Here is a 26,944-nt window from a genome sequence, read left to right on the forward strand (position 1 = left end):
TCGGCCCCCGTCCGGTCCGGTCAGCTCTCCTTGACGCGGACCATGCCCTCTTGGGCCGTCGTCGCGACGAGCGCCCCGTCCTGGCTGAAGATCTCGCCGATCGAGAGTCCCCGGCCGCTGGTCGCCGACGGCGACTGCTGCGCGTAGAGCAGCCACTCGTCGGCGCGGACGTCTCGGTGGAACCACATCGAGTGGTCGAGGCTCGCGACGCGCAGGCGGCGGTCGGTCCAGACGAGGCCGTGACGCCGGAGCACGGGTTCGAGCAGGGAGTAGTCGCTCGAGTAGGCGAGCACGGCGGCATGCAGCAGCGGGTCGTCCGGGAGCTCCCCGATGGCCCGCATCCACACGTGGTTCGTCGCGACCTGCTCGGACCCCGCGTCGAGGAAGATGTTGCTCTCGACGGGTCGCAGCTCGATGGGACGGTCCTCGGCGATGTGCCGTGCGCCGGGGTGGTCGATGCCGCGGAAGGCGTCGGCGAGCGAGGTCAGTCCGTCGGGGCCGGCGACCTCGGGCATCGCGTCCTGGTGGTCGAGACCGCCCGCGCGCTCCTGGAACGAGCAGACCATCGACATGATGGGTGCGCCCTTCTGCACGGCGTGGACCCGGCGCGTCGAGAACGAGTTGCCGTCGCGCATCTCCTCGACCGCGAACCGTATGGGCAGGGTGTCATCGCCCGGACGCATGAAGTAGCCGTGGAGCGAGTGGATGGGCCGCGGGCCGTCGCCGTCGTTGACGTCGCGCACCGTGATGCCGGCCGCCATGACGCACTGGGCGAGCACCTGCCCGCCGAAGACCCGCCCGTGGGGCATCTTCTGGCTGCGGCCCTCGAACACGCGCGCGGACGTCGCACCGATCGACTCGGCGGCGTCGCGGCCGAGGACGTCGGTGACGGCGATCTGGGCGGTGCCGACGTCCTTGAGGCTCAGCACCTCGAGGAGGTCCTCGAGCGGGGGCAGCGGTCGCGGTTCGAAGGCGAGGTCAGCACTCACAGGGTCGACCCTAGCCGCCCGTCCTGCACGCCTGCCTCCGGCAGCAGTGTGGGTCACGCCTCCAGCGCGAGGGCCATCGGGAGCACGGCCGGTGCGCCGGCCTCGCGCAGGAGGCCGGCGCAGACCGTGAGGGTCCACCTCGAGTCGCTGACGTCGTCGACGAGGAGCACGGGACCGGGGATGCCCGCCAGCGACGCCGAGAGCTCGGGGCCGACGGCGACCCGGCCCCAGACGTTGGCCAGACGGAACGCGCTGTTGCCGCCCGGGTCGCCGACCGGGCCTCCGTCGACGAGGTCGAGCGCCCCGAGGTCGGGCAGCCGGCCGAGCTGACTGAGGCCGGCGGCGAGCGACTCGACGAGCTGGGGGCGGCGCCGCGAAGGCACGGACACGATGGCCGCGGGGCGCTGCGCCCATCCCCACCCGGCGAGCACGTCGACGCAGGCACGCAGGACCTCGGCCGGCACCTCGCGGTCCTCTCCGCGAAGCAGCTCGCGCAGGCGCTGGCCCCAGCCGAGGTCGCTGAGGCGGGCGACGGCGCGCCCCTCGCTCATGGCGACGGACGGCGCGATCTTGCCCTTGAGCGGCACGCCGAGCCGGTCCATGCCTGTGGGCCACTGGGCGCGCGGCTCGAGCACGACCCCGGGCCGCTCGAGTCGCGAGCGTGCGGTGTTGACCGCGGCCTCGGGAATCGTCGTGTCGAACCACGGAGCGGCGCAGCGGTCGCACCGTCCGCAGGCCTCGGCGGAGTCGTCGTCGAGGCACTCCTGGAGGAATGCCATGCGGCATCCGTCCGTGCGCTCGTAGTCGACCATGAGCTGCTGCTCGCGCTCGCGGGCCTCGGTGACCCGGCCGTAGCGCTCGGCGTCATAGGTCCACGGCTGGCCGGTGGCGGTCCACCCGCCCGGCACGCGGTGCACGGCACCGTCGACGTCGAGCACCTTGAGGAGCAGCTCGAGGCGGGTGCGGCGGACGTCGACGATGGACTCGAGGGCGATGGTGGACAGGGGCTTGGGCGACTCGGCGAGGGCGCGGACGACGGCGTCGGCCTGGTCCTGGCGTGGCATCGACGCCGAGGCGAAGTAGCGCCAGATGTCCTTGTCCTCGGGGCCGGGCATGAGCAGCACGTCCGCGCGGTCGGTGGCGCGGCCCGCGCGACCGACCTGCTGGTAGTAGGCGACTGGCGACGACGGCGCCCCTAGGTGGAGCACGAAGCCGAGGTCGGGCTTGTCGAAGCCCATGCCGAGCGCGGACGTGGCCACGAGGGCCTTGACCCGGTTGTCGCGCAGGGCCTCCTCGAGGCGGATGCGCTCGGCCGGCTCGGTGCGACCGGTGTACGAGGCGACCTCGTGACCGGCCTCGCGGAGCGCGACGGCGACGTCCTCGGCCGCGGCGACCGTGAGCGCGTAGACGATGCCGGACCCCGGCAGCTCGCCGAGATGCGCGATGAGCCAGGCGAGGCGCTGCTCAGGGGCCGCGAGCGGCAGCACGCCGAGGCGCAGGGACGCGCGGGCGAGCGCGCCGCGCAGGGTGAGGACCTCACGGCCTCCGGCTCCGAGCTGCTCGACGACGTCGGTGACGACGCGCGCGTTGGCCGTCGCGGTCGTGGCGAGCACCGGCGTGCGCTCGGGAAGCGTCGTCAGCAGGTCGCGGATGCGTCGGTAGTCGGGCCGGAAGTCGTGCCCCCAGTCGCTGATGCAGTGCGCCTCGTCGACGACGAGCAGGCCGCACGACTCTGCGAGCGCGGGCAGCTGCTCGTCGCGGAAACGAGGGTTGTTCAGCCGCTCGGGGCTGACGAGCAGCACGTCGACCTCGCCACGGGCGAGCGCGCCGGAGACCGCGCCCCACTCCTCGGCGTTGGTCGAGTTGAGCGTCACGGCGCGGATGCCGGCCCGCTCGGCGGCTGCGATCTGGTCGCGCATGAGCGCGAGGAGGGGACTGACGATGACGGTCGGGCCGGCACCCTCCGCACGGCGCAACGCCGTCGCGACGAAGTAGACCGCCGACTTGCCCCACCCGGTGCGCTGCACGACGAGCACGCGCCGCCGGCCGCTCACGAGCTCGTTGATCGCCTCGAGCTGCCCGTCGCGGAAGTCGACGTCGTCGCGGCCGACGAGTCGGCGCAACGCTGTGGTGGCCGTCTCGCGCAGACCGAGGTCGACGTCGGCTGCTGGCGGGGCGGCGGGGGAGGTCGACATGGGCACCAACCTACGGGGCCGCACCGACGTGGCCACCCGGCATACCCGGGCTGTGGACCACCGGTGCGTCCGCGCGGGGGATGTGGACGACGGCCGCCCGGCCGTGGCTGGAAGGATGGGGGCATGAGCGAGACCGTGAGCGAGACGACGGAGGCGACCGGCACGCCGTACGCCGCGCGGGTGGCGCTGCGCTGGTCCGACATGGACGCGTACGCCCACATCAACAACGTGCAGTTCCTGCGGTTGCTCGAGGACGCGCGTGTCATCGCGTTCCGCGACTGGTTCGACGGCGGGGGAGCGGGCGACAAGTCGCTCCTCGACGAGGGTGTGCTCGTGTCGCGGCACGAGATCGAGTACCGCCGGCCGTTGGGCTTCCGCCACGAGCCGGTGGAGATCCAGATGTGGGTCTCGCGCGTCGGCGGTGCGGGCTTCGACGTCGCCTACATCGTCACCGATCCCGACGGCGTCGAGGCCCCCGGCGGGCGCAACATCTACGCCGTCGCCGAGACCGAGCTGGCGCTCTACGACTTCGCCGACGCGTCACCGCGACGCATGCGTCCGGAGGAGCGTGCGTCCCTGCAGCTGCACGTCGGTGACCCCGCGCCCTTCCGCAGGCGGCGCCGGTGACCATCACGCCGACCGTCGACTTCGGTGACCCTCGTGGGCTCGCCGACCTCGGCACCTACCTCGGCCGCGCGCGCCGCGCCAACCCCGACGGGGCCGTACGCCTGCAGGTGCTCGGCCGGCTGCTCATCGCGACCGTGGCCGTCATCGAGGGCAGCGGCCTCATGGGCGAAGGCACGGTCCTCGGCATGCGGGTCGTCGCCATCGAGCCGTCGGGCTCGGCGGACACGACCGTGTCCTTCGCGTCAGTGGCCGACCGTCTCGCGCGCGAGGGGGGCAGCTCGGTGCTGAGCATCCCGCCGACCACCGTCCGTGCGCCGTGGAGCGGGCTCACGCCGCCTCGCGACGGCTGGGAGCCGGTCGGTCAACTCGACGGTGAGGTCGTGGACTCTATTGCGCGCCAAGGGATCTCGGACGTCGCCGAGGGCACACCCGAGGCTGCCGGCGGCCACGCGGTGGAGGCACTGCGGCGCCGCGTGTGGGGTGCCATGAGCGAGACCGTGCCGCCGATCGCGGCCGGGCTGGCCTTCGGCGCGCACGTCCTCGGCTTCACGACTCCCGGAGAGCCCGCGTCCATCGCGGCGCACGGCCGGTGGACCCGTCTCAGCACCGCCCGAGGTCACGTGCTCGCGCGCTGAGCGTGCCACCTCGTCTGCCGTCAGATACGCACGCGGCCGCGCTTCCGGGCGAGCCGCTCAGTCCCGCCCCGTCCACTGGCCGCGCTCGACGAGCACGTCCTTGAGCACGTCGATGCGGTCGCTCACGAGCCCGTCGACCCCGAGGTCGAGCAGGCGCGTCATCTCGTCGGCATCGTCGACCGTCCACACGTGGACCTGCTTGCCGTGCCGATGGGCCACGTCCACCAGCGCGCGGGTGACGACGGGCAGGCTCCGCCCGCGCACGGGCAGGGCGGCCGGCACCTGGAAGACGTCTGCCGGGGTGCGCACCATCGCCGTGACCCAGCCGGGTCCGAACCGGGCGAGCGCCGTCCCGACCTGGGCCGCCGCGGTCGCCACGGTGCCCCGAGAGAGGCGCCGGAACTGCGAGATGCTGCGTTGCGAGAAGGAGCCGACGCAGACCTGGTCGTGCAGGCCACGCTCCTCGATGAGGCGCCACAGAGGTGCTGCCGTGCCGGGCGCCTTGAGGTCGATGTTGAGGTTCACGTCGGGCCATGTGTCGAGCACGTCGGTCAGCAGTGGGACGTGCTCGGCCTCCCCGATGACCGCGTGCTCGACCTGGGACCACGGGAGGTCGCGGATGCGGCCGCGGGCGTTGCTGACGCGGTCGAGCACGGTGTCGTGGAAAGCGACGAGCCTCCCGTCGCGCGTCAGGTGCACGTCGGTCTCGAGGTGCGTGTAGCCGAGAGCGACGGCGTTGCCGAAGGCGGTCATGGTGTTCTCCAGCCCGACGTTCGGTCCGTAGAGCGCCCCGCCACGGTGGGCGAGGGCCACCGGCGTCCGGTCGAGGTAGGGCCGTGACGTCACCATGAGGCCGAGGCTATCCGGCGGTCCTGTCCGTCGAGCTCGGTCTCGGGACGGTCACGGCTGGTCCGTGTACACCCACGAGCCGTCAGCGGCCTGTTCCGTGTCCGCCTCACGCATCCAGGCGGTGAGCGTCTTCGTGTCGACGTCGTCCCTCGGAGCAGCGGCCTGCGCCTTGCGGCCGGGGGCGAACGCGATGACGCCCGCCTTCGCTCGGGATGCTGCGCCGGCGTCGGGCCACGTCTGGTGGACGCGGTCACTGAGGTCGTCGAACGTGCCGGCCCAAGGGCGGAACCGGTCGCCCACGAGATTTCCGGGGACAAGGACCTCGTGGCGGACGAGTTCCGCCGCGAGCTCCGCAGAGCGGAAGCCGACATCACGAGCGTCGCCCCGGTAGGTCTGCGCGACGAGTTCGTGGATCCGGCTGGCCTCGAGTGGTCGCACGAGGGCCTCGCGGGTGAGCAGCGCGGCGAGTTCCCGGGTGTTCCACGTCTCGAGGCCCGGCCGCCCGTTCGTCCCCGTCGAGACGCGCTCCACGACGAGCAACCCGAAGAGCTGCCACATGTGCATCGGTGCATCGGTGCGCGTGGCGAAGTGCTCCCAGAGGAGCCACTGGACGCGTTCTGAGTGGTCACACATCACGATGTCCGTGCCGTCGTCGGGTGTGGCGTCGTACACCCACGCCGTGCCGCTGGGGAAGGACAGGGTGAGGTCGTCCTGCTCGGTCGTGACCTGCACTCCGGGAAGACTCTGGCAGAGTCGGCGAACCTCTGCGAGAGGCATCTCCACGTTCAAGAGCCAGTCGATGGACACCTCAGAAGCTCCTCTCTATGACACGGCCGTCAGCGGTCAGTACCCAGACCTTCTGCAACCCGCCGTACCGCTGTTGCGCTCGATCTACCTGCCTCAGGACCTCGTCCTCGCTCAGTGTGCCTTTGACCAGGTCGAGGACGATGCGTGGTGATTGCTTGCGTCCCTTGCGCAGCTGCTGCGTCACGGTCTCCTGACTGGTGCCGTTCACTGTCTTGAACTCCCACTGTTCGCCGTCGACCAATGCATCAGCCGACCTGCCGACCCCGGTCTCCAAGATGAAGTGCACGTCGTGGCCGGCTTCAGCAAGCCTGTCTGCCGTCCCTCGCTCATGTGGCTTGACCTTGCGGCCTTCGACGCCGGTCACCGTACCTCGCGCTCTCGGCGTGCCGGGCGTCGTCATATGAGCCCGGTCCGGTCCACGGTTCTTGAGGCGTTCCATGGCGGACCCGAAGGCACGGCTGACGTTGTCCCTGAGTGCCGCGTCCGCGGCCGCCCGGATCTCGGCGGCGCGAGCAGCGCGCAGGTTGGGCGCGGTGGGCAGTAGGGGCGCCCGTGCGGCCCCGATCGCGATCATCGACCGCAATTCGGTGCAGCCGCCGGTGATCGCCTCGATACGCATGAGGAGCTCGGTGCGACGGGAGTCGTCACGCTCCGTCTGGGCGAGCTCGACGTGTGAGCGGCCGAGCGCGATGGCCAGGTCGTCGCTAGTCGTGCGCATCGTCCCGCCCTCGGCGTAGGTGCGCACCATGGACACGAGACCGGCCGGGCCCCCACGGCGGATCTCGTCGATGACGTGCCCGGCCTCGGCGAGGCCCTGCCACGCCGCGCGGTTGAGCTCGTCCTGGCGGTGGGCGACCGCAACCAGTGCTGCGGACGCCGACTGGTCGAGGAAGCCGAGGCGGGCCACGTCACCGACGACGTCACGCCCGTCGGCCATCGACGTCTGGATCCACGCGATCTCGCTCTCGACAAGGCGGTGATAGCCCGCGCCCGGATCCTTGGCGTGCAGGCCCATTCCGGTGTCGATCGTGATGGCTGCGATGACGCCGGTCAGCTCGTCGGCGTCCAGTGCTGGTTGGAGGCCCTCCCCGGTCTCGGTGGCGTAGCCGGTCCGGGCGGCCAAGGGCGGCGCGGCGAGGGCGCGGTCGACGTTGGCTCGCATCGCCGAGAACCACTCGACGACGAGGCCCTCCACCGGGGCGGTGGCCCTGGTGTAGAGGCGCGTCGTCGAGGCGTCGGCCATCGCGAACGAGCTCGCGCGCGACAGCTCGAGCATGACCCGCGCCCGGGTCTCCGCAGCCGCTGCGGACGTCGCCGACGAGACGCTGGGCAGGAGGCGCAGCAGGTCACTGTCGGTCGCGAGGCGCAGGTCCGGGTGGCTCTCGATGCCGCTCGCCTCGAAGGTGATCCAGCGTCGGACCAGGTGCTCGCCGAGGGTGATCCGGTCACCGCGAGCGTTCGCGAGAGCCCGGCCGGCAGTCGACGAGTCGGGCAGCGGCTCAGCCAGGACGGAGGCCTGCTCCGCGGGGTCGTCACCCACCTCCGACAGGAGCATGTGCAGGGTGTCGCCGGTGCGGCTGGCGTCATCGAACCACGACGCGAACGCGGCGTCTCCGTCGGCCCGCAACGTCGTGCCGTGCTGCAGCTCGAGGTCGGCGTCTCGGGTCTCGGCGATCTCGGCCGTGGCCGCAGCCGCCGCGGCGCGTCGCACCACCCGGGCCGCAAGCCGCCTGTCGTCGCCGGCGGCGCGGGCTCCTGAAAGGAGCTGACCGAGCAGCCATGCACCCGTGGCGCGATGCCGTCCGGATGCGTCCGCGTGGATCGTCGAGACGCCTGCCACGAGGTCGTCGGCGAACAGCGCCGCGCCGGAGGCGAGCTGAGCGCGGGTGCGTGGGTCGGTGCCGACGGGCACGGTGTGGCTGGCGGCTGTCACGACGATCGACCCGAATGCGCCGAGCAGGTCGCGCATCGTGTCGACGTGCGCGCCCGACGTCGGGCCGCCGGCCACCCCGATCTCGATGAGCAGCCGGCTGAGGCCGTCCACGCCGAGCTCGGCGAGCAGCGCCTGGGCGTAGACCGGGTCGTCCACGTGCTCGCGCACCCGGCGGACGACCTGCGCGACGGCGACATCGTCCGCCCAGCTGCCCGAGCTGCGGCTGCCACCCTCCTCGCCCCTCCGAAGTGCGCGACCCATGAGCACGGCATCGCTGAGGGCGGCGGTCTGGGACGCCCGCGCGGACACGACGCCGTCGGCGAACCACAGGCCGCCGGTCACGGCGTCGCGGACGTTCGCCGGCGTCGCCGGGGCGACGCCGGGAAGGGTGGCGTCCGTGACCCCGGCCACGACGTGGGCACACCGCTTGGCAGCGGCCCGGAGCTCATCGAGGACCCCGGCGTGGGAGCGGCTCAGTCGCGCCCGACCCGCCGCCCGCTCCACCTCGGCGCGTTCGAGCCCCAGCACCCCCAGGACACCGGTCGGGTCGGTTGCGCCCGAGACGCGGAGCGCGGCCAGTGCGTAATCCGCGTCGAGCGCATCCCACTGCCGCTGGAGCGCACGAGTGCGGCCGAACGCCTGGTCGAGCGCGGCGGCATACGACAGGAGGGAACGAGCCGCGGTCGTGAGCCCGTCGACGACAACTCGGGACCGGCGCCCCAGCTCATCGGCCTCGGACCGGGCCGCGGTGGCTGCGTCGCCTGTCCAGACGGCATCGAGACGCAGCCCGAGGGTGCCTCCGACGGTCGTCGTCGACCGCGCGCGGGCGGCCGCGCGATCGAGCGACCTCGCGGCGGAGCGCAGCTCGCCCGAGTTGCCACTGGGGCACGGTAGGGCCACCTCTCCCGGTATGCCCGATGACCTCCGGTCGACGTCGGGGACGCCCCTCACGGAGTGCCCGGATGGCTCGAACCGCTCATGGCGGCAGGCAGGCTGGTCGCGGCCTCGGCAAGCGCGGTGGTGACGAAGAGCTCGACTGACCGGGCCTCGACGGTCGAGCGGTCGAGCCGGTCGCCCAGTGCGGTGGCAGCGTCCGCGACCGCGTCGAGTGCGTGGGCGTGGACCGTGCGGAACCGCTCCAACGCCGTACGCACGTAACCGCCCTCCGGCCCGACCGCACTCATGGCGGCCGCGCTCGTGGCGGCGACGACCGACGCGCACTCCCGCAGCTGCGCGGGGTCGTCGGCGAGTGCGAGCCGCTCACGGGTCACGCCGTCGGTGTCGAGGACGTAGCGCGTCATGTCCCGACCGTAGGAGAAACCGGCGGCGCCACCCGGTCGTCATCCACAGCCCCGGGTATGCCGTGAGGCCCCGTTCGCAGGGACGGGGCCTCACGCGCGCAGCCAGGTGTCAGCTCAGCGAGCGACGCTCGGGAGCTCAGGCCCAGGAGGCCCACACGGTCGTGTCGGTCGGGACGCGGCCGTCCAGGAGCGGCGCCGACGAGACGAGGACGTGGGCGCCTTGGGGCAGGGCAACCGGCGCCGGGCCGAGGTTGGTCACGACGAGCACGCGCTCGCGCTGGGACGAGCCGTTGGTCAGCGCGACGACGTCGTCGCCATACCCCTCGACCCAGGCCAGCGAGCCCCGGCCCAGGGAGAGCTCGCGACGGGTCGCGAGGAGCGAGCGGTAGAGCTCGAGTGTCGAGCCGGGCACACCGACCTGGCGGTCGACGGCGTAGTCCGCGTAGACGTCAGGCTGCGGGAGCCACGTGCGCTCGCTCGGACCGAAGCCGAGAGACGGAGCGTCGGCGGACCACGGCATCGGGACGCGGCAGCCGTCGCGGCCGATCTCGGCACCCGCGGTGCGCGCGAACGTCGGGTCCTGGCGGAACTCGGCGGGCATGTCGGTCGAGTCGGGCAGGCCGAGCTCCTCGCCCTGGTAGATGTAGGCACCGCCCGGCAGCGCCAGCATGAGCGCCGTCGCGGCGCGGGCGCGACGCAGGCCGAGCGCGCGGTCGGGCTGCGGATCGGTGGCCGAGATGCCGTTCATCCGCGGCGTGCCCGGCGCGAAACCGAGACGCGACGCGTGGCGCACGACGTCGTGGTTCGACAGGACCCACGTCGACGGCGCGCCGACCGAGTCGGCCGCCCTGAGCGACGACGTGATGACCGCCCGCAGGTCCTCGGCGGTCCACGCGGCGGTCAGGAAGTCGAAGTTGAAGGCCTGGTGCATCTCGTCGTCACGGACGTACTTGACGGCGCGCTCCTGGGGCTCGACCCACGCCTCGGCGCAGAGGATGCGGTCGGGCGTGCCGTACGACTCGAGGATCGTGCGCCAGGTGCGGTAGACCTCGTGCACGCCGTCCTGGTCCCACATCGGGCTGCGCTTCGTGTGGTCGATGCGCGGCTTCTCGGCGGCGGGACCGGCGGTCGCCTCCCCGACGGCGCTGCCGTCGACGACCTCGTGCTCGGCGTGGCCGAGCATGACGGTGCGCTCCTCCTCGGTGTCGGGCAGGCCCTGCTCCTTGATGAGGCCGTGCGCGACGTCGACGCGGAAGCCGTCGACGCCCCGGTCGAGCCAGAAGCGCAGGATGGACTCGAACTCGGCGCGCACCTCGGGGTGCTCCCAGTTGAAGTCGGGCTGCTTGGGGTCGAAGAGGTGCAGGTACCACTGGCCCGGACGGCCGTCGGCCTCGGTGACGCGCGTCCACGCGGCACCGCCGAAGACCGACTCCCAGTTGTTCGGGGGCAGCTCGCCGTGCTCGCCGCGGCCCTCACGGAACAGGTAGCGCTCGCGCGCCGCCGAGCCGGGGCCGTCCGCGAGCGCCGCCTGGAACCAGACGTGCTCGTCGGACGAGTGATTCGGGACCATGTCGACGATGACCTTGAGGCCCAGCTCGTGGGCGCGGGCGATCATCGCGTCGGCGTCGGCGAGGGTGCCGAAGAGCGGGTCGACGTCGCGGTAGTCGGCGACGTCGTAGCCGGCATCCGCCTGGGGAGAGGTGTAGAAGGGCGACAGCCAGACGGCGTCGACGCCGAGCTCGCGCAGGTGACCCAGGCGGGCCGTGATGCCGGGGAGGTCGCCCATGCCGTCGCCGTCGGCGTCGGCCCACGACCGGGGGTAGATCTGGTAGATCACCGCGTGCCGCCACCACGCGGCGTCGGGCCGGTCCGCAGCATGGACCGGGGTCGCGTCCTCACGGACGTCGAGGTCGCTCTCCGAGGCGTGCTCGAGGTGGTTCAGGGTCTGGGCTGCTGATCGCGTCACGGGCCACCATCGTTCCTCATCGAACCCGAAACTCAAAGAAAGTCTTGCAACTTCTTGCATGGCGGTTTCGCGGCGGGTTCCCATGTCGGTGCCGCTTGGTAGGAACGAGACATGAGGACCGGCTTCGTCATCCCCTACGCGACCGAGCGCGAGTTCGCCGAGCTGGCCCGCCTGGCCGAGGACCGGGGCTGGGACGCGGTCTTCGGCTGGGAGGCGCTCTACGGCGTCGACGCCTGGGTCCAGCTGGGCGCGGCGGCCATGGTGACCGAGCGGATCCGCCTCGGCACGCTGCTGACGCCCGCCGCACGGCATCGCCCGTGGGACCTCGCCTCGAAGGTCGGATCGGTCGACCGCATCAGCGGCGGTCGGGCGTTCATGTCGGTCGGCCTGGGCGCCCTGCACCCCGGATGGACCGCCTACGAGGCCGACGAGGGCCGAGCGGTCCGGGCGAAGAAGCTCGACGAGTGCCTCGCGATCTACGCGGGGCTGCTCGGCGATGCGGCCACCTTCACCTATGCGGGCGAGTACTACAGCGCGGCGCCCAACGAGTTCCTGGTGCCACCGCCCACCCCGCAGCGCCCCCACCCACCGGTCTGGGTCGTGGGCGCCCCGACGTCGGGCTCCCGCCGCCAACGGTCCCTCGAGCGGGCGGCCCGCTGGCAGGGCCTGATCCCTGCGATCCACCCGCCGGACGGCCGACCCAAGACCGTCGAGTCGTTCGCGGCTGTCGTCGCGCAGGTGCGTCACCTCCGCGAGGGACAGGGCCTGTCGTGGGAGGGCTACGACGTCGTCATCGAGGCCGACTCGTTCGGCTCGTTCACCCGCCTCGAACCGGCCGATCCGACCTCCTGGGAGCAGGCGGGTGCGACCTGGTGGGTCGAGAGCTGGTGGGACGTCCCGCAGGGTCCCGAGGGACTCGCCGAGGTCCGTCGCCGCGTCGAGGCGGGTCCGCCCACGCGACGCTGACCGTCCGGTGCGAGTCGGACCGCTGCCGGCCCCGGCGTATGCCGTGTGCCCGGCTCGTGCCCCAGCGTCAGCCGTCCGCCGGGCCCTGCCGCGCCAGCAGGTCGCGGTGCTCGTCGGTCAGGGTGGTGATCCGCCGCAGGTAGTCGGTGAGGAACTCCAGCTGCTCGGTCGAGAGGGCCGCGAGGAGCGGCTGTCCGGCCCGCACGAGCGGGCCGTAGGCCTCCCACGTCCGTGCCTGACCCTCCTCGGTCATCTCGACGAGCACGGTGCGCCTGTCCGACTCCGAGCGCAGCCGGCGGACGAACCCGCGTTGGGCGAGACGGTCGATGAGGGCCGTCGTGGCGGCGGGGCGCAGCCCGGTGGCGGCGCTCAGCTGGCCGGCGGACTTCGGCCCGTCGACGAGCCAGTCGAGGCAGCGCAGGTCGGCCGGTCCGAGCCCGAGGCGCCGTCCGACCGTGTCGTCGAAGGCCTGCACCGAGCGTTGGTACTGCTGCATCGCGGTGCCGAGGGCGTCGAGCAGCTGCTCCCGGGCGGGTTGACGAACCGCGGACATCGACCTAGCCTTTCGAATATCGAAACATTTGATTCTCGTAAGAAAGGCTACCAAGATGAAGGCACTCGTCGTGGGAGGTGGCATCGCCGGGCCGGCCACCGCACTCGCGCTCCAGCAGGTCGGGGTGGACGTCACGGTCCTCGAGGCCTGGCCGCGCGCCGACCCTGACGCCGGCTCGTGGTTCACGCTCGCGCCGAACGGTCTGCACGCCCTCGACCTGCTGGGCGCCCGGCCCCTCGCCACGGGCCTCGGCTTCCGGAGCGAGCGCAACGTGATGGTGGGGGCGACCGGCTCGGTCCTCGGCAGCCTCTCGCTCGGGGTGCCGCTCGACGACGGCACCGTGGCCGTGACACTCAAGCGCTCGCGACTGGCCCTCGCCCTGCTCGACGAGGCCCAGCGGCGGGGAGTCGAGGTACGCCGCGGCTGCCGGGTCGTCGGCGCAGACAGCCGGCCGGACGGCATACGCGCGCAGCTCGATGACGGGTCGAGCCTCGACGCCGACCTGCTCGTGGGCGCCGACGGCGTGCACTCGCTCGTGCGGCGCCTCATCGACCCCGGCGCCGCGCCCGCCCGCTACGTCGGACTGACGAACTTCGGCGGCATCACGGAACGCACACCCGTCGCGACGGTCCTGCCCGCGTCCCAGTGGCACTTCGTCTTCGGCTCCAAGGCGTTCTTCGGGGCGCACCCGACCCCGGACGGCGACGTCGTGTGGTTCGTCAACGTGCCGCGTCCGGCGATAACCGCGGGGGAACGGGCGCACCGAGGTGCCGAGGACTGGCGCGCCTGGCTCATCGACCTGCTCGCCGACGACGCCGGTCCGGCGGCCGAGCTCGTGCGCACGGGGCGGCTCGAGCTCTGGGCCGACAACACCCACGACCTGCCGCGCGTCGCCCACTGGCAGCGCGACCGGATGGTCCTCGTCGGCGACGCGGCGCACGCACCCTCGCCGAGCTCCGGCCAGGGCGCCTCGATGGCGCTGGAGGACGCCGTGGTGCTCGCGACCTGCCTGCGCGACACCGCTTCTCTGGAGGACGCGCTGGTGGCCTACGAGGGTGCACGCCGCGACCGCGTCGAGCGCATCGTGGCGGCCGGCGCCCGCAGCAGCAGCTCGAAGATCCCAGGTCGGGCCGGCCGGACCGTGCGTGACGCCATGATGCGCCTCCTCTTCCGCTTCGTCGTGACCGAGCGCTCCAGCGCGTGGGTCACCGGCTACCGGGTCCGCTGGGAGCCGGCAGCCGACCCGGCGCTACGGTCGGGGGCATGACGACCTTTGTCACCGCCGCGTACTGCCTCGTCCGCGACGGGCAGGTGCTGACCGTCCGCAAGGCCGGCTCGGCCCGGTTCATGCTGCCCGGTGGCAAGATCGACCCGGGGGAGAGCGCGCGCCAGGCAGCGGTCCGCGAGGTGCGCGAAGAGGTCGGCGTCGACGTCTCGGCGCACGGCGAGCCGCTGGGCCGGTTCCACGACGTGGCGGCCAACGAGCCCGGCGCCTGGGTCGACGCGACGGTCTTCGTGGCGCATCTCGACGCGGGGCACACCCCCTCGCCGCTCGCCGAGATCGCCGAACAGCGCTGGCTGGGACTGCACGACGACCTGCCCAACGCCCTTGCGCCGCTGCTTCGCAACCATGTGCTGCCGGCCCTGCGCACGCACCTCGCCGTGAGCTGAGGGGCGATCGTCAGCGAGGGCCGTGGCCCATCCGGATGACGCCGGCCTTGGCGGCCTTCTTGACGGCGTCGGCCTCGGCCTGGGTCAGCGTCCCGTCCTTGACGGCTTGGGCGAGTCGGTCGTCGAACGCCTTCTGCTCCTCCGCCTCGTGCGCCGCACCGAGGTCGGCGAACGCCGTCTTCACCTTCGCCGCATCGATGCCGAGCTTGGCTGCGAGCTTCTTCGCGAACTCGTCCTGCAGGGCCGCGGCGTCCGGCTTGGTCGCCTTGCCCTGGCCTGCCGTTCGCGACGCCTTGAGCTCGTCACGGACGGCCTTGAGGGCGTCCGCGAGCTTGGTCTCGTCGACACCGAGCTTGCTGGCGAGGGCCGAGAGGTCGACGCCCTTGCCGATGCCCTTGCCCATGCCCATGCCGCCGCCATGGCGACCGCCCGGTCCCCAGCCCTTGCCGCTGCCCGGCGTGCCGTCCGTCGTGCCCTGGTTCGCGCTGCCCTGCGTCGAGGTCGCCGAGGTCGCCGAGGTCGTGGGGGTCGTGGTGTCGTCGGCACGTGCCACCTGCGACACGCCGAGCCCGATCACGACAGCTGCTGTCCCGACCGCGGCGACGCTCGCCACTCGCTTGTTGATCGACACCATGTCGCGTCCCTTCGTCGTGTCGTCGCGATCGCTCCCGACGATGGCTGTGCTGTGCTGTGACTCAAGGGAAGCACCGGCGTGGGGTCAGTGCCCCGTGAATGGCCTGTGACTTGCTGTGAGTCGTGCGCTGGCCTGTGGGGCGGGATCGCGCGCCTCAGAACGTGCCGTCGGGGCCGGGCGTGTTGACGAGGGAGTATGCCGCCCGCGTGAGGTAGTCGCGCAGCCGGTCGTCGTCGTCAGGTGCGAGATCGAGGGTGTCGACGGCGTTCATCATGTGCAGCAGCCAGCGGTCGCGCATCTCGGGTGTCACCTGGAAGGGCATGTGCCTCATCCGCAGCCGCGGGTGCCCGCGCTGCTCGGAGTAGGTCGTCGGGCCACCCCAGTACTGCTCGAAGAACATCCGCAGTCGCTCCTCGGCCGGGCCGAGGTCCTGCTCGGGATAGAGCGCACGGAGCGGCTCGTCCTCGGCGACTCCCCGGTAGAACTCGCGCACGAGCTTGGCGAAGGTCTCGTGGCCGCCGAAGTCGTCGTAGTACGTCACGCGGGCCAGTCTCCCAGAGGCGTGCGCACGGTCGCGCCACGGCCCCGGTCGGTCGAGCCGGTCAGTCGAGCCGGTCAGTCGCGCCCGCCTCACTGCGGAGCGGCGCCCCCGTAGGGCGGCATGACCGGCAGCGGGCTGCGCACGCCGGCGCGGTCGAAGGCCACCTTGACCCGCTCGCGCATCTCGCGCTGCACGCCGAACTGCTCGTTGGCGACCGTCTTGGCGATGATGCGGATCGTGATGGTGCCGTTGGCGATCGACTCGACGCCGACGACGTTGGGCTGCTCGAGGAGGATGTCCTTCCACGCCTCGTCCTCGTCCATGACGCTGACGATGTCGCGGATGACCGAGATCGCCTTCTCGACGTCCTGGTCGTAGGCGATGGGAATGTCGACGAGCGCCGTCGACCATCCCTGCGTCTTGTTGCCGATGCGGATGATCTCGCCGTTGCGGACGTACCAGGTCATGCCGTTGGCGTCGCGCAGCTGCGTGACGCGCAACGAGACGTTCTCGACCGTGCCGACCACCTCGCCGGTGTCGATGACGTCGCCGACGCCGTACTGGTCCTCGACGATCATGAAGACACCGGACAGGAAGTCCTTGACCAGGCTCTGCGCACCGAAGGCGAGGGCCACGCCGCCGACGCTGGCCGAGGCGAGCATCGGGCCGAGCGGGATGCCGACGAGCGACAGCACCGTCAGGGCCGTGATGCCGCCGACGACGAACGTCGTGATGCTCTTGAGCAGGGCCCCCATCGTCTGGGTGCGCTGCACGTGGCGGGCGTTCGCGACGCCGACGGCCTGCAGGGCACGGCCGGCGCCCGGCAGGCTCGCGAACCGTTCGGCTCGGCGCGACGTCGCCGTCATGACGACGCGCTTGATGAGCCGGTGCACCAGGAACCGGGCGACGAAGCCGACGACGAGCACCGTGATGATGAGCAGCGGCGTGCCGACGAGCCAGTCGCCGACGCCGGACCACGTGAGGGTCGACAGGTCGGGCATCGAAAGCGTCACCGGCAGCTCCTCGCGGGGAGACGGGGTCGGACTGGGCGGCGTCGTGCTGGAAGGCGCGGCCGTCAGGGCCGTCAGCGTCGCAGCGGGTGTGCGGGTGGTCAGGTTCGTGAGGGCGTCGATCACAGCGTCTCAGTCGGGGGTCGGTAGCTGGTGGAGGGCGGTGCCGGGCCGACTCGTGTCGGCCCGGCAGCGTGGGTCAGCCGCGGCGGTCGCGCTCCTGGGCGACGAGCGCGCGAGCGATGGTGTCGCGGTTCTCAGCGACGGTGCGTACGAGGCCGGGTGCCGCGTCAGGGTGGGCGGCGAGCCAGGCGTCCGAGGCGTCCTTCAGCTCCTGGCTCGCGAGCGCGAACGGGTAGAAGCCGCCGACGACGCGCTCGCCGATGGCGACGCTCCGCTCGGCCCACGCATCGACGAGCATGTCGTGGTAGCGCTCGACGTACGGTTCGAGGAGGGACACGTCGACGCTCCGGCGGAAGCCGGCGCTCACGGCCTCGACCATCTGGTTGGAGAGGTCGTTGCGCTCGACGGCCTTGGCCCACGCGTCCGCCTTGGCCTCGGCTGTCGGTCGGGCGGCCAGTGCCTCGGCCGCGCGCTCCTTGCCGGTCGACGTCGGGTCGCGGTCGAGCTCGGTCTCGATCTCGACCGCGTCGGCGACGCCGAGAGCGGCCAGTGCCTTGGTGAAGGTCCAGCGCAGCTCGGTGTCGACCGTGAGGCCGGGCAGCGACGCGTCGCCGGTGAGCAGGGCGCGGAGGCGCTCCTCGTCGCCGATGTCGGCCGTGCTCGCGGCCCACGCCTCCACGAGCTGGAACTGGGCGTCGCTGCCGGCCTCGGCCGACTCGGCGAGCGCGCGCAGCGACGACGACAGAAGCGCGCCGGTCTCGGCCCGGTGCTCGGGCGCCGTGTAGAGACGAGCGGCCGTCGAGACCTGGCCGAGGAGCACCCGCAGCAGCGTCGAGTCTGTCTCGCCCGGAAGCGACTCGAGCACGAACCGCACGAAGTTGCGGGCCGGCATCTCGCCGTCGCGGGTCATGTCCCACGTCGCGCCGAGGACGAGCGAGCGGGGCAGCGAGTCCCGGAAGCCGCGCGGCAGCGAGAGAGCCGTCGCGAGCGAGCGCTCGTCGAGGCGGATCTTGCCGTACGCGAGGTCGTCGTCGTTGAGCAGGAGCAGGTCCGGCTGCTCCTGGCCGACGAGCTCGGAGATCTCTGTGCTCTCACCGGCGATGTCGACCTCGTCGTAGCCGATGCGCTCGAGCACGTCGCCACCCTCGCTGCGGCGGACGGCATACCGCCCGATGCCGATGCGGTGGGGCCGCAGCGTCGGGTGCTCCTCGGTCGCGCTCTGGGCGATGGCGAAGGTGCTGTAGCGGCCGTCGGCACCGACCTCGAAGACGGGACGCAGCGTGTTCACACCCGCCGTCTCGAGCCAGAGCTTGCTCCACTCCGTCAGCTCGCGACCCGACGCCTTCTCCAGCTCGCCGAGCAGGTCGGAGAGGGTCGTGTTGCCCCAGGCGTGCTTCCTGAAGTACTCACGCAGGGCCGAGACGAACGGCTCACGGCCGACGTACGCCACCAGCTGCTTGAGCACGGACGCGCCCTTGGCGTACGTGATGCCGTCGAAGTTGACCTCGACGTCCTCGAGGTGACGCATGTCCGCGGCGATCGGGTGCGTGGAGGAGAGCTGGTCCTGCGTGTAGGCCCAGGCCTTCTCCGACGTGCCGAACGTCGTCCACGCACTCGTCCACTCGGTGGCCTCGGCCTGGCACGTCGTCGACGCCCACTCGGCGAACGACTCGTTGAGCCAGAGGTCGTCCCACCACTTCATCGTCACGAGGTTGCCGAACCACATGTGCGCCAGCTCGTGCAGGATCGTAAGCGCGCGACGCTCGACCTTCGCCTCGGACACCTTCGAACGGAAGATGTAGACCTCCACGAACGTCACCGCACCGGCGTTCTCCATCGCGCCCATGTTGTACTCGGGCGTGAAGACCTGGTCGTACTTCTCGAAGGGGTAGGGCTGGTCGAACTCGTCCTCGAAGAACGCGAAGCCCTTCTTCGTGCAGTCGAAGATGTTGTCGGCGTCGAGGTACTGCGTCAGCGACTTGCGGCAGAAGACACCGAGGGGCACGACCCCGCCACGCGTCTGCACCTCGTCGCGAACCTCGTCGTACGGGCCCGCGATGAGCGCCGTGATGTAGGAGGAGATCCGCTTCGTCGGCTCGAACGACCACGTCGCACGTTCGACGCCGTCGGCGACCCCAGCCGCCTCGGGGGCCGGCGTGGGGGAGTTGGAGATGACCTTCCAGTGCGCCGGCGCCGTCACCGTGAACCGGAAGGACGCCTTGAGGTCGGGCTGCTCGAAGACGGCGTACATGCGACGGGAGTCGGGGACCTCGAACTGCGTGTAGAGGTAGACCTCGTTGTCGACCGGGTCGACGAAGCGGTGCAGGCCCTCACCGGTGTTGGTGTATCGACCGGTCGCGTCGACCGTGAGCACGTTGTCGGCCGCGAGGCCGGCCAACGCGATGCGCGAGTCGGCGAACACCTCGGCCGGGTCGAGGTCGACACCGTTGAGCGTCACCCGCTCGACGGAGTCGGCGATGAGGTCGATGAACGTGTCGGCGTCGGGATCGGTGCACGAGAACGTGACCGTGGTGACGGTGTGGAAGGTCTCCGGACCCGTCGTCAGGTCGAGACGGACGTCGTAGGAGTCGACGCGCAGGATGGCTGCGCGGCTCGCCGCCTCGTCGCGGGTCAGGTTCTTGCCGGGCACGTGGGGACCTCCTGGTGGCAGGTGCTTCGGGCGCGACGCAGCATCGGTCGGACGGCGTCGTCGCGGGCCATCCTCGCACGGAAGGGGGGGTCGTCCACCACTGCGTTGGCCGTGCCGACAGCAGTGCCATGATGGGCCACATGGCCGACGCGAACGACAGCACGCAGGCGACGACGGACACGGGTCGGAGCGCGACCGGGGGCTCGCCGAAGGAGTCCGTCGAGATGTGGTTCGACCCGATCTGCCCGTGGGCGTGGATGACGTCCCGGTGGCTGATGGAGGTCGAGCGGCTCCGCGACATCGAGGTGACCTGGTCGGTCATGAGCCTCGCCGTCCTCAACGAGCACCGCCACGACCTCGACGCCGCCTACCGCGCCCGGATGGACGAGGCCTGGGGGCCGGTCCGAGTCATCGTCGCGGCCACCGAGGCGCACGGCCCGTCGGTCATCAAGCCGCTCTACGACGCCATGGGCACACGTATCCACCTGCGCAAGATGAACGACTTCGACCAGGTCATCCGCGAGTCCCTCGAGGAGGTCGGCCTCCCCGCGGCACTCGCCAAGGAGACGCACCACAAGAAGTACGACCCCGCGCTGCACCGCAGCCACAAGCGCGGCATCAGCCTCGTCGGCACCGACGTCGGCACCCCGATCATCGCCATCGGCGGGGTCGCCTTCTTCGGGCCCGTCGTCACGCCCGCCCCGAAGGGCGAGGATGCCGCGAACCTCTGGGACGGCTGCGTGCTCGTCGCCCGGACCCCTGGGTTCTTCGAGCTGAAGCGAACGCGCACGCTCGGGCCCATCTTCACCTGACGCAGGACCGGCAGCACCTTCCAGCCCCGGCACGTCCCATCTGCTCGACCCATCTGCTCGACCCATCTGCTCGACCCATCTCCCTCGACCACCCCAAGACGCACCCAAGGACGGACATGCGCATCCACATCGGCGGCGACCACGCGGCATACGAGCTCCACCAGTCCCTGCTCGCGCACCTGCGCGACGCCGGCCACGACGTCGTCGACCACGGCCCGTTCGCCTACGACGCCGAGGACGACTACCCGATCTTCGTGCTGCGCGCGGCCGTGGCGGTGGCGGGCGATGCCGGCTCGCTCGGTGTCGTGCTCGGCGGCTCGGGCAACGGCGAGCAGATGGCGGCCAACAAGGTCAAGGGAATCCGGGCCGCTCTCGCCTACAACGCAGAGCTCGCCAGCCTCGCCCGCGAGCACAACGACGCCCAGGTCGTGTCCATCGGGGCGCGCTTCACGTCGGACGCCGTCGCGAAGGAGATCGTCGACACGTTCATCGCCACCAAGTTCACCGATGAGGAGCGCCACAGCCGCCGTGTGGGTATGGTTTCCGCGTACGAGATCACGGGAGACTTGCCGGCTTTGCCGGACTCGGACGCGCGCTGAGAACGGCCGTGTCCGGCCCGTCCCCTCGAGCCGATAGAGGGAGGCACGTGGCCATCAACGAGAGCATGGTCTCTCGCCGGCCGCGCTACGCTGCCGGACCGATCCGGCGCCTTCGCCTGTTGGGGCCGTGGCTCAGCCGCGCCCCGTGGGCGCTCGTCACGTTCTTCCTCTTCCTCAGCGTTCTCGCGACCGCCGCCGTGTACATGTGGCCGGACGAAATCCCTTGGGGCGTCTACGGACTCATCGTCGTGGCGGCCGGCTTGTTCCTCGAGCCACGGTTCCTGCTCGTCGTCTACATCGGCCTGTTCCTCGCCATGGCGATCGTCGGTGCCTACCTCGGTTCGGACAAGCCGACGACGCCGGGCGCGCAGATCGTCACCGTCGCGACGATGCTGCTCATGATCTGGCTCTCGCACGCGCGGGCCCAGGTCGGCGTCAGCGGCGTCACCGGCGAGTCGATGCTCGTCGACATGCGCGACCGCCTGCGGGCCCAGGGCGAGCTCCCGCCCCTGCCGTCGTCCTGGGGCGCCGAGGTCGCGCTCGAGTCGGCGTACGGCGACGGGTTCTCCGGTGACTTCGTCGTCGCCAGCCGGTCGACCGACGGCCGCACCCTCGAGGTCGCGCTCGTCGACGTGTCCGGCAAGGGCCGCGAGGTCGGCGCCCGGTCCCTGCTGCTCTCCGGCGCGCTCGGCGGCCTGCTCGGCGAGATGAGCGACCGCGCCTTCCTCCAGTCGGCCAACAACCACCTGCTGCGACTGCGGTGGAGCGAGGGCTTCGCCACGGCCGTGCACGTCGCCGTCGACCTCGAGACCGGAAACTTCACGATCGGGTACGCCGGCCACCCGGCTGCCGCACAGTTCGCTGCCGGGTCGGGACGGTGGCGGATGCTCAATGGTGGCCGCGGACCGCTGCTCGGCGTCATCGAGAACGCCGAGTATCCCCGCGAGAGCGGCACGATCCGCCACGGAGACGCCCTCGTGCTCTACAGCGACGGCGTCATCGAGACGCGCGACAAGGCCCTCGTCGACGGCATCGACCGCATGCTCGGGCGGGCCGAGTCGTTCATCCGAACCGGCTTCGAGGGCTTGGCCCAGCGACTGTGCGACCAGGCCGCCGCGGGCCTGGGAGATGACCGCGCCGTCGTCACCATCTGGCGCACCTGACCGGGGCGCTCAGGCGACGGCAGGCGACGGCAGAAGACGGCACGCGAGGGCGGCGACCCGGCGACGTGGGAGTCGATGCGAGACCTCACTACGATGCCAGCGTGACCGAGCACCCCAGCGACACGACCCGGCAGGGCGCCGCGACCCCGCGCAGGGAGCCGACCGTGCCGGACCTGCCGCCTGACGTGACCCCTGCGCGGGTGCGCACCTTCGTGCGGCGCGGCCGGCTCTCGACGCTCACCCGCGACCGTGTCGAACGGCTGGCCCCCGCCCGCGCCCTCCCCGAAGGCCCGTTCGACGCAGCTCTCACCTTCGGCCGGACCGCCCCTGTCGTCCTCGAGATCGGCTGCGGGCACGGCCACGCCGCCATCGCGTATGCCGCCGCGTTTCCCGAGCACGACATCGTGGCCATGGACGTCCACACCCCAGGGCTCGCGCGCATGCTCGCGGACGCGGACCAAGCCGGCGTGCCCAACCTGCGTGTCGAGATCGGCGATGCCGTCCTCTTCCTCGAGGACCGTGCTGCCGACGACGCGTTCGACGCCGTCCACCTCTTCTTCCCCGACCCGTGGCGCAAGAAGAAGCACACGAAGCGCCGGTTCGTCAGCCCCGCCAACCTGGACACGGTCGCGCGCGTCCTCAAGCCGGGCGGCCACGTGCTGATCGCCACCGACCAGGACTACTACGCCCAGCACGTCCTCGCCGAGGTGTCAGGGCACCCGCGGTTCGAGGCTCGCCGTGTCGAGCGGCCCTCGTGGCGACCGCGAGCGGGCTTCGAGGCCAAGGGGATCGCGGCCGGCCGCACGATCAACGAGCTTCGGCTGGATCTCGTGTGACCGAGGTGTCGACGGGTCGGGGCAACAGGACGCCGTCGTCGCGTCTCGCCGCTCGTACCTCGCGTCGATGCGCTCCGGCTCCCGGCATCCTGTGTGCCCCGACGAACGACAGACCCAGCTGGAGGCGACTTCGTCGCTACCAGCCGGGCCTGTCGATGAGTCGGGGCAACAGGATTTGAACCTGCGACCTTCCGCTCCCAAAGCGGACGCGCTACCAAACTGCGCCATGCCCCGTCGTGCCGCTCCGGACACACGAACACCCGCTTGGACGGGTCGATTTCGGCGGACCGGAGGCGAACCAGTAGGCTAGCGCCTCGGATCGCCGGCACCGACGGCGGCCTGCGGGCGTAGCTCAATGGTAGAGCCTCAGTCTTCCAAACTGATTACGCGAGTTCGATTCTCGTCGCCCGCTCCACGCAGTGGCCCACTCGGCTCACGACGGGTGGGCCTCTCTCATGTCCTATAAGCACCATTTATGGCAAATCAGGGTATTGCACCGTGTACGTGGGTATGTCGCAGACACCAGACAAGCTCCCAGTGCCGGGAGTCCCGGCGCACCGCGAGGGAGCTGGAACGGAGTCCCATGTTGGGGAACAGGATCATGACCGGCCTCGCAGCCGCCGCTCTGACCGGTGCGGTGGGTCTCGCCGGGGCAGTCTCGGCCAACGCGGAACCGCCCGGTCCGGGTTCGACGCAATGCTCGCCCGGCCAGAACAACGTCGGTGGCGGGCCCGGGAACTCAGGGCCCGGCGACCGGGCGGGCGCGCCGCTCAAGGCGCCGCCGTCCTGCCCCGGAGGGTGACGAGGGGTGACAGGCAGAGCGTGGGCCCGGCTCGCACGGCAAGCCGGGCCCGCGCGGGTGCAGGGGAGGACTAACCGGTGGAGCCCCCGGGCGGCTTCGGCCTAGCGTTGACGGCATGTTCCGGCCAGACCTGCAGGATGCTCTTCGCGACCGCGACGCGGTGCTGCGCGTGTTCCTCACGCCCGAAGGCGCGCTGACGAGCATCCCGACGAAGATCCGCAAGCGTCTCGTCGTGCTCGACCTGCTGTCGCAGGAGTTCGAGCCGGGGGAGAAGTACGACGAGAGCCAGGTCAACAACCGGCTGCGTGTCTTCCACCCCGACGTCGCTGCCCTGCGCCGCTACCTCGTCGAGGAGGGCTTCCTCGACCGCGCCGGCGGCCTCTACTGGCGCAGCGGGGGCACGGTCAGCGACTGACGAAGCCGAGGGCCTCCGAGAGGTACGACTCAGCCCCGTCGGCCTCCAGGCCCGCCTCGACTGCCGCAGCCGTGCGCGGCGACGGCCACCCGTGCACCCAGAAGAGCGCAAGCCCACCGGGTAGCGCGATGAGCAGGGGCAGCCACGTGTGCGGCGTGAAGGCGAACGAGCACGCGAAGGCCACGAGCACGGGTGCCTCGGCGAGAGCCGTACGCAGGGTCGTCGTCGACGTGAAGTAGCGCAGGCTGGTCGACTCGGCGTTCTCGCGCGGCAGGCCGTGCGGGAGGGACGGCACGGCGTACCCGACGTAGCGGATCAGCGTCGCCGAGCCGACGAGCACGACGAGCACGAGCGCGACCGCCCACGGCGACGGCAGCGGGGCCGAGGGGTCGACGATGATGCGCACCGCGCTGATCATGAGGGCGCCCATACCGACGGCGACGGCCACCATCTGGATCGGGCGCAGGGCCGCGTTTCCGGCGGACGTGAAGGGGCCGGACGGGGTGCTCGGGGTGTCACTCACCCTCCCGAGCATAGGTGGGGGTGCCCCGCGGCCTGCCCACCGACGATCCGCGCATTTAGCCAACGGCCCCGTGGCCTATAGCATGGTGCGCTGGCCCGTCCGTCCACCGTCGACGACCACGTCGGCACCACCCCAATGGAGTACCCCGCAGTGAAGAGTGCGCTCGAGACCCTCAGCCCGACCCGGGTCAAGATGACCGTCGAGGTCCCGTTCGAGGAGCTCAAGCCGAGCCTCGACGCGGCCATCAAGCACATCGGTGAGCACATCCAGGTCCCCGGCTTCCGCAAGGGCAAGGTTCCGGCCCGGATCATCGAGCAGCGCGTCGGCCGCGCCGCGGTGCTGGAGGAGGCCGTCAACAACGCCCTCCCGACGTTCTACGGCCAGGCCCTCGAGGACAACGAGGTCCGCCCCCTCGGCCAGCCCGAGATCACCGACCTCAAGGTCCCGGCCACCGACGGCGAGGACTTCACGTTCACGGCCGAGGTCGACAAGCGCCCCGAGATCGAGCTGCCCGACTTCTCCGGCATCGAGGTCACGGTCGACGAGGCCAAGGTCGACGACGAGGCCGTCGAGCAGCGCCTCACCGACCTGCGCGCCCGGTTCGGCACGCTCAAGGGCGTCGACCGTGCCGTCCAGGACGGCGACTTCGTCTCCATCGACCTGTCCGCAGAGATCGACGGCGAGCAGATCGACTCCGTCACCGGGGTCTCCTACGAGGTCGGCAGCAAGAACATGCTCGAGGGCCTCGACGAGGCGCTCATCGGCATGACGGCCGACGAGACCAAGGACTTCACCGCCCCGCTCGCCGGTGGCGACCAGGAGGGCCAGGACGCGAACTGCACCGTCACGGTCACCGCCGTCAAGGAGCGCGAGCTGCCCGAGCTCGACGACGAGTTCGCCCAGCTGGCGTCCGAGTTCGACACGCTCGAGGAGCTCAAGGCCGACCTCACCGCCAAGGCCGAGGTCGACGCGAAGTTCGCGCAGGGCGTCGCCGCCCGCGACCAGCTGCTCGAGGCCATCCTCGAGAAGGTCGAGGTGCCGATCCCCGACAGCCTGGTCGAGGCCGAGGTGCAGAGCCACCTCGAGGGTGAGGGTCGCCTCGAGGACGACGAGCACCGCGCCGAGGTCGACGAGAGCACCCGCAAGGGCCTCAAGACCCAGCTCGTGCTCGATGCGATCGCGGAGAAGGAGGAGGTGCAGGTCCAGCAGCAGGAGCTCATCGAGTTCCTCGTCATGAGCTCGCAGCAGTACGGCATGGACCCGAACGCCTTCGCCCAGTCGCTCGACCAGGAGGGCCAGATCCCCGCCATGGTCGCCGAGGTCGCCCGCCGCAAGGCGCTCGCGACGGTCCTCGAGAAGGTCTCCGTCAAGGACACCGCCGGCAACGTCATCGACCTCAACGAGGCCGTTCCCGGCCCCGAGGACGACGAGGCGGTCGAGACCGTGGCCGACGAGGGCGACGCGGCCGCCGCGCCGGCCGAGGCCGTCGAGGACAAGGCCGAGAAGGCCGACGCCTGAGCGTCACCGATCACGAATGCCGCTGGGCCGGCTCCCGCACGGGGGCCGGCCCAGCCGCACGTCGGGGGCTGGTAGGTCCGCAGGGCCCCGGGGTACGTGATGGATGGCCGTCGACCACGGCGGCCACCGTTTCGTGACCCCCCGGTGAGGAGCCTGACATGACAGCGTTCGACGACCTGACCGACTCGAGCCCCGAGAGCCCCGCCGAAGCCCTGGCTGAGCAGCCGGGCGGGGCGGCCCAGACCCCAGGCGAGATCGGTGGGGACGACCAGACCGTCGACCCGTCGGGCGACCCGGGTGGCGGCAGCGACCTCGGCACGACCGAGGACGACATGTCCGGGCAGGGTCCCGGCGTCGACGACTCGGACCAGGACCGCGGGAACCTCGACGGGAGCACCGCGGTCGAGCCCTCCCGTGAGAACGCGCTCGACGACGCCGACGAGGCGGTGCGCGACCCGTCCGGTGCCGCGCCGGAGGAGGCCGGCGTGCCCGGCTACAGCGGCGGCGGTGACTCGGGCCAGGACAACGGCCTGAACGAGTAGGGACCACGAGTCGCGACACGAGTCGCGACGCCAGGGCGCGTCGCGGACCCCGCCACACGGCATACGTGGGCGGGGTCCCTCGCGTGTCCCACGTGCGTGGTTGCGCGCGGTCCGCTCAGGCTTGTGCGCTCACGGCGAACAGAGTGTGGTTCGGGAAATCTGCTCACGGCGTCGGGCGTTAGGGTCAGTGACGAGCCAGCCGGCGCCACCTCCAGTGGTCCGGGCTGGACCACTTCGACGATGGAGACACGGTGAATTCGGAGACCTCCGCCAACGGCAACGGC

The 26,944-nt window shown here is 71.5% G+C and carries 25 protein-coding genes and 2 tRNA genes; 13 read left to right on the plus strand and 14 right to left on the minus strand.

The window, feature by feature from the left end:
* Positions 1 to 20: 20 nt before the first annotated feature.
* Positions 21 to 989, minus strand: a complete 969-nt coding sequence (locus ACFQU3_RS06215) for an acyl-CoA thioesterase (protein ID WP_385907808.1) — start codon at positions 987 to 989, stop codon at positions 21 to 23.
* A 53-nt stretch (positions 990 to 1,042) separates the two neighbouring features.
* Positions 1,043 to 3,184, minus strand: coding sequence for a RecQ family ATP-dependent DNA helicase (locus ACFQU3_RS06220; protein WP_385907810.1), 2,142 nt, complete (start codon positions 3,182 to 3,184; stop codon positions 1,043 to 1,045).
* Between the two features lie 123 nt (positions 3,185 to 3,307).
* Between ACFQU3_RS06220 and ACFQU3_RS06225 the strand changes: the two genes are divergently transcribed.
* Positions 3,308 to 3,811 carry an acyl-CoA thioesterase gene (locus tag ACFQU3_RS06225; RefSeq protein WP_385907812.1) on the plus strand — a complete coding sequence of 168 codons (504 nt, stop codon included), beginning with the start codon at positions 3,308 to 3,310 and terminating at the stop codon, positions 3,809 to 3,811.
* Positions 3,808 to 4,446 carry a hypothetical protein gene (locus ACFQU3_RS06230; RefSeq protein WP_385907813.1) on the plus strand — a complete coding sequence of 213 codons (639 nt, stop codon included), beginning with the start codon at positions 3,808 to 3,810 and terminating at the stop codon, positions 4,444 to 4,446. Before ACFQU3_RS06225 ends, ACFQU3_RS06230 begins: the two co-directional genes overlap by 4 nt.
* A gap of 57 nt (positions 4,447 to 4,503) precedes the next feature.
* Here ACFQU3_RS06230 and ACFQU3_RS06235 read toward each other — a convergent pair whose 3' ends face one another.
* The 5 genes from ACFQU3_RS06235 to ACFQU3_RS06255 all read right to left on the minus strand — a co-directional run bounded on the left by ACFQU3_RS06235 (position 4,504) and on the right by ACFQU3_RS06255 (position 11,302).
* Positions 4,504 to 5,295 carry a glycerophosphodiester phosphodiesterase gene (locus tag ACFQU3_RS06235; RefSeq protein ID WP_385907815.1) on the minus strand — a complete coding sequence of 264 codons (792 nt, stop codon included), beginning with the start codon at positions 5,293 to 5,295 and terminating at the stop codon, positions 4,504 to 4,506.
* A gap of 51 nt (positions 5,296 to 5,346) precedes the next feature.
* On the minus strand, positions 5,347 to 6,027 hold the full coding sequence (locus ACFQU3_RS06240) for a hypothetical protein (protein ID WP_385907817.1): 681 nt from the start codon (positions 6,025 to 6,027) through the stop codon (positions 5,347 to 5,349).
* Between the two features lie 76 nt (positions 6,028 to 6,103).
* Positions 6,104 to 8,986: a hypothetical protein gene (locus ACFQU3_RS06245; protein WP_385907819.1), complete on the minus strand. Its 2,883-nt coding sequence runs from the start codon at positions 8,984 to 8,986 to the stop codon at positions 6,104 to 6,106.
* Complete coding sequence (locus ACFQU3_RS06250; protein ID WP_385907820.1) at positions 8,983 to 9,336, minus strand: hypothetical protein; 354 nt, start codon at positions 9,334 to 9,336, stop codon at positions 8,983 to 8,985. The genes ACFQU3_RS06245 and ACFQU3_RS06250 overlap by 4 nt, the downstream gene beginning before the upstream one ends.
* A 136-nt stretch (positions 9,337 to 9,472) precedes the next feature.
* The gene (locus ACFQU3_RS06255) at positions 9,473 to 11,302 is read right to left on the minus strand and encodes an alpha-amylase family glycosyl hydrolase (RefSeq protein ID WP_385907822.1); all 1,830 of its coding nucleotides are present in this window, start codon (positions 11,300 to 11,302) and stop codon (positions 9,473 to 9,475) included.
* A 111-nt stretch (positions 11,303 to 11,413) separates the two neighbouring features.
* Here ACFQU3_RS06255 and ACFQU3_RS06260 point away from each other — a divergent pair, with 111 nt between their 5' ends.
* On the plus strand, positions 11,414 to 12,268 hold the full coding sequence (locus ACFQU3_RS06260; protein WP_385907824.1) for an LLM class flavin-dependent oxidoreductase: 855 nt from the start codon (positions 11,414 to 11,416) through the stop codon (positions 12,266 to 12,268).
* Between the two features lie 67 nt (positions 12,269 to 12,335).
* Here ACFQU3_RS06260 and ACFQU3_RS06265 read toward each other — a convergent pair whose 3' ends face one another.
* Positions 12,336 to 12,821: a MarR family winged helix-turn-helix transcriptional regulator gene (locus ACFQU3_RS06265; protein ID WP_385907826.1), complete on the minus strand. Its 486-nt coding sequence runs from the start codon at positions 12,819 to 12,821 to the stop codon at positions 12,336 to 12,338.
* Between the two features lie 55 nt (positions 12,822 to 12,876).
* Here ACFQU3_RS06265 and ACFQU3_RS06270 point away from each other — a divergent pair, with 55 nt between their 5' ends.
* Both ACFQU3_RS06270 and ACFQU3_RS06275 read left to right on the plus strand, forming a co-directional pair.
* Entirely contained in the window at positions 12,877 to 14,088 is a 1,212-nt protein-coding gene (locus tag ACFQU3_RS06270; RefSeq protein WP_385907828.1) for an FAD-dependent oxidoreductase, read from the plus strand.
* Positions 14,085 to 14,492, plus strand: a complete 408-nt coding sequence (locus tag ACFQU3_RS06275; RefSeq protein ID WP_385907830.1) for an NUDIX domain-containing protein — start codon at positions 14,085 to 14,087, stop codon at positions 14,490 to 14,492. Before ACFQU3_RS06270 ends, ACFQU3_RS06275 begins: the two co-directional genes overlap by 4 nt.
* Positions 14,493 to 14,502: 10 nt before the next feature.
* Here the strand turns inward: ACFQU3_RS06275 and ACFQU3_RS06280 are convergent, their stop codons facing one another.
* The 4 genes from ACFQU3_RS06280 to pepN all read right to left on the minus strand — a co-directional run bounded on the left by ACFQU3_RS06280 (position 14,503) and on the right by pepN (position 19,450).
* A complete protein-coding gene (locus ACFQU3_RS06280) occupies positions 14,503 to 15,126 on the minus strand; it encodes a hypothetical protein (RefSeq protein WP_385907831.1) in 624 nt (207 codons plus the stop codon).
* A 154-nt stretch (positions 15,127 to 15,280) separates the two neighbouring features.
* Entirely contained in the window at positions 15,281 to 15,667 is a 387-nt protein-coding gene (locus tag ACFQU3_RS06285; RefSeq protein WP_385907832.1) for a globin, read from the minus strand.
* An 89-nt stretch (positions 15,668 to 15,756) separates the two neighbouring features.
* Positions 15,757 to 16,680: a mechanosensitive ion channel family protein gene (locus tag ACFQU3_RS06290; RefSeq protein ID WP_385907834.1), complete on the minus strand. Its 924-nt coding sequence runs from the start codon at positions 16,678 to 16,680 to the stop codon at positions 15,757 to 15,759.
* Positions 16,681 to 16,876: 196 nt separating this feature from the next.
* Positions 16,877 to 19,450 carry an aminopeptidase N gene (gene pepN / locus ACFQU3_RS06295; RefSeq protein ID WP_385907836.1) on the minus strand — a complete coding sequence of 858 codons (2,574 nt, stop codon included), beginning with the start codon at positions 19,448 to 19,450 and terminating at the stop codon, positions 16,877 to 16,879.
* A 140-nt stretch (positions 19,451 to 19,590) separates the two neighbouring features.
* On the opposite strand from pepN, the gene ACFQU3_RS06300 reads away from it, so the two are divergent.
* The 4 genes from ACFQU3_RS06300 (at position 19,591) to trmB (ending at position 22,860) form a co-directional block, all read left to right on the plus strand.
* Positions 19,591 to 20,262, plus strand: a complete 672-nt coding sequence (locus tag ACFQU3_RS06300) for a DsbA family protein (protein WP_385907838.1) — start codon at positions 19,591 to 19,593, stop codon at positions 20,260 to 20,262.
* A gap of 116 nt (positions 20,263 to 20,378) precedes the next feature.
* On the plus strand, positions 20,379 to 20,861 hold the full coding sequence (locus ACFQU3_RS06305) for a ribose-5-phosphate isomerase (RefSeq protein ID WP_385907840.1): 483 nt from the start codon (positions 20,379 to 20,381) through the stop codon (positions 20,859 to 20,861).
* 47 nt (positions 20,862 to 20,908) lie between these two features.
* Positions 20,909 to 22,024 carry a PP2C family protein-serine/threonine phosphatase gene (locus tag ACFQU3_RS06310; protein WP_385907842.1) on the plus strand — a complete coding sequence of 372 codons (1,116 nt, stop codon included), beginning with the start codon at positions 20,909 to 20,911 and terminating at the stop codon, positions 22,022 to 22,024.
* A gap of 101 nt (positions 22,025 to 22,125) precedes the next feature.
* A complete protein-coding gene (gene trmB / locus ACFQU3_RS06315; protein WP_385907844.1) occupies positions 22,126 to 22,860 on the plus strand; it encodes a tRNA (guanosine(46)-N7)-methyltransferase TrmB in 735 nt (244 codons plus the stop codon).
* A 160-nt stretch (positions 22,861 to 23,020) separates the two neighbouring features.
* Here trmB and ACFQU3_RS06320 read toward each other — a convergent pair.
* Positions 23,021 to 23,094, minus strand: a tRNA-Pro gene (locus ACFQU3_RS06320).
* A 107-nt stretch (positions 23,095 to 23,201) separates the two neighbouring features.
* On the opposite strand from ACFQU3_RS06320, the gene ACFQU3_RS06325 reads away from it, so the two are divergent.
* A tRNA-Gly gene (locus ACFQU3_RS06325) sits at positions 23,202 to 23,275 on the plus strand.
* A gap of 502 nt (positions 23,276 to 23,777) precedes the next feature.
* Positions 23,778 to 24,077, plus strand: coding sequence for a DUF2087 domain-containing protein (locus tag ACFQU3_RS06330; RefSeq protein ID WP_385907846.1), 300 nt, complete (start codon positions 23,778 to 23,780; stop codon positions 24,075 to 24,077).
* On the opposite strand, the gene ACFQU3_RS06335 is transcribed toward ACFQU3_RS06330, so the two are convergent.
* On the minus strand, positions 24,067 to 24,600 hold the full coding sequence (locus tag ACFQU3_RS06335) for a hypothetical protein (protein ID WP_385907848.1): 534 nt from the start codon (positions 24,598 to 24,600) through the stop codon (positions 24,067 to 24,069). The genes ACFQU3_RS06330 and ACFQU3_RS06335 overlap by 11 nt on opposite strands.
* 150 nt (positions 24,601 to 24,750) lie before the next feature.
* On the opposite strand from ACFQU3_RS06335, the gene tig reads away from it, so the two are divergent.
* Both tig and ACFQU3_RS06345 read left to right on the plus strand, forming a co-directional pair.
* Positions 24,751 to 26,118 carry a trigger factor gene (gene tig, locus ACFQU3_RS06340; protein ID WP_385907850.1) on the plus strand — a complete coding sequence of 456 codons (1,368 nt, stop codon included), beginning with the start codon at positions 24,751 to 24,753 and terminating at the stop codon, positions 26,116 to 26,118.
* A gap of 158 nt (positions 26,119 to 26,276) precedes the next feature.
* Positions 26,277 to 26,660 (plus strand): hypothetical protein, encoded by a 384-nt coding sequence (locus tag ACFQU3_RS06345; RefSeq protein WP_385907852.1) that lies wholly within the window; start codon positions 26,277 to 26,279, stop codon positions 26,658 to 26,660.
* Positions 26,661 to 26,944: the final 284 nt, after the last annotated feature.

Origin of the sequence: Terrabacter sp. GCM10028922 (genome assembly GCF_042666095.1) — a bacterium.
In the GTDB taxonomy this organism is placed as follows: Bacteria; Actinomycetota; Actinomycetes; order Actinomycetales; family Dermatophilaceae; genus Terrabacter.

Excerpts from the sequence above, each read along its gene's own strand:
- ACFQU3_RS06265 (WP_385907826.1), bottom strand. The coding sequence starts at position 12,821 with ATGTCCGCGGTTCGTCAACCCGCCCGGGAGCAGCTGCTCGACGCCCTC.
- ACFQU3_RS06305 (WP_385907840.1), top strand. The coding sequence starts at position 20,379 with ATGCGCATCCACATCGGCGGCGACCACGCGGCATACGAGCTCCACCAG.
- ACFQU3_RS06250 (WP_385907820.1), bottom strand. The coding sequence starts at position 9,336 with ATGACGCGCTACGTCCTCGACACCGACGGCGTGACCCGTGAGCGGCTC.
- ACFQU3_RS06270 (WP_385907828.1), top strand. The coding sequence starts at position 12,877 with ATGAAGGCACTCGTCGTGGGAGGTGGCATCGCCGGGCCGGCCACCGCA.
- ACFQU3_RS06260 (WP_385907824.1), top strand. The coding sequence starts at position 11,414 with ATGAGGACCGGCTTCGTCATCCCCTACGCGACCGAGCGCGAGTTCGCC.
- ACFQU3_RS06300 (WP_385907838.1), top strand. The coding sequence starts at position 19,591 with ATGGCCGACGCGAACGACAGCACGCAGGCGACGACGGACACGGGTCGG.
- ACFQU3_RS06225 (WP_385907812.1), top strand. The coding sequence starts at position 3,308 with ATGAGCGAGACCGTGAGCGAGACGACGGAGGCGACCGGCACGCCGTAC.
- ACFQU3_RS06220 (WP_385907810.1), bottom strand. The coding sequence starts at position 3,184 with ATGTCGACCTCCCCCGCCGCCCCGCCAGCAGCCGACGTCGACCTCGGT.
- ACFQU3_RS06235 (WP_385907815.1), bottom strand. The coding sequence starts at position 5,295 with ATGGTGACGTCACGGCCCTACCTCGACCGGACGCCGGTGGCCCTCGCC.
- ACFQU3_RS06280 (WP_385907831.1), bottom strand. The coding sequence starts at position 15,126 with ATGGTGTCGATCAACAAGCGAGTGGCGAGCGTCGCCGCGGTCGGGACA.
- ACFQU3_RS06275 (WP_385907830.1), top strand. The coding sequence starts at position 14,085 with ATGACGACCTTTGTCACCGCCGCGTACTGCCTCGTCCGCGACGGGCAG.
- ACFQU3_RS06330 (WP_385907846.1), top strand. The coding sequence starts at position 23,778 with ATGTTCCGGCCAGACCTGCAGGATGCTCTTCGCGACCGCGACGCGGTG.
- ACFQU3_RS06345 (WP_385907852.1), top strand. The coding sequence starts at position 26,277 with ATGACAGCGTTCGACGACCTGACCGACTCGAGCCCCGAGAGCCCCGCC.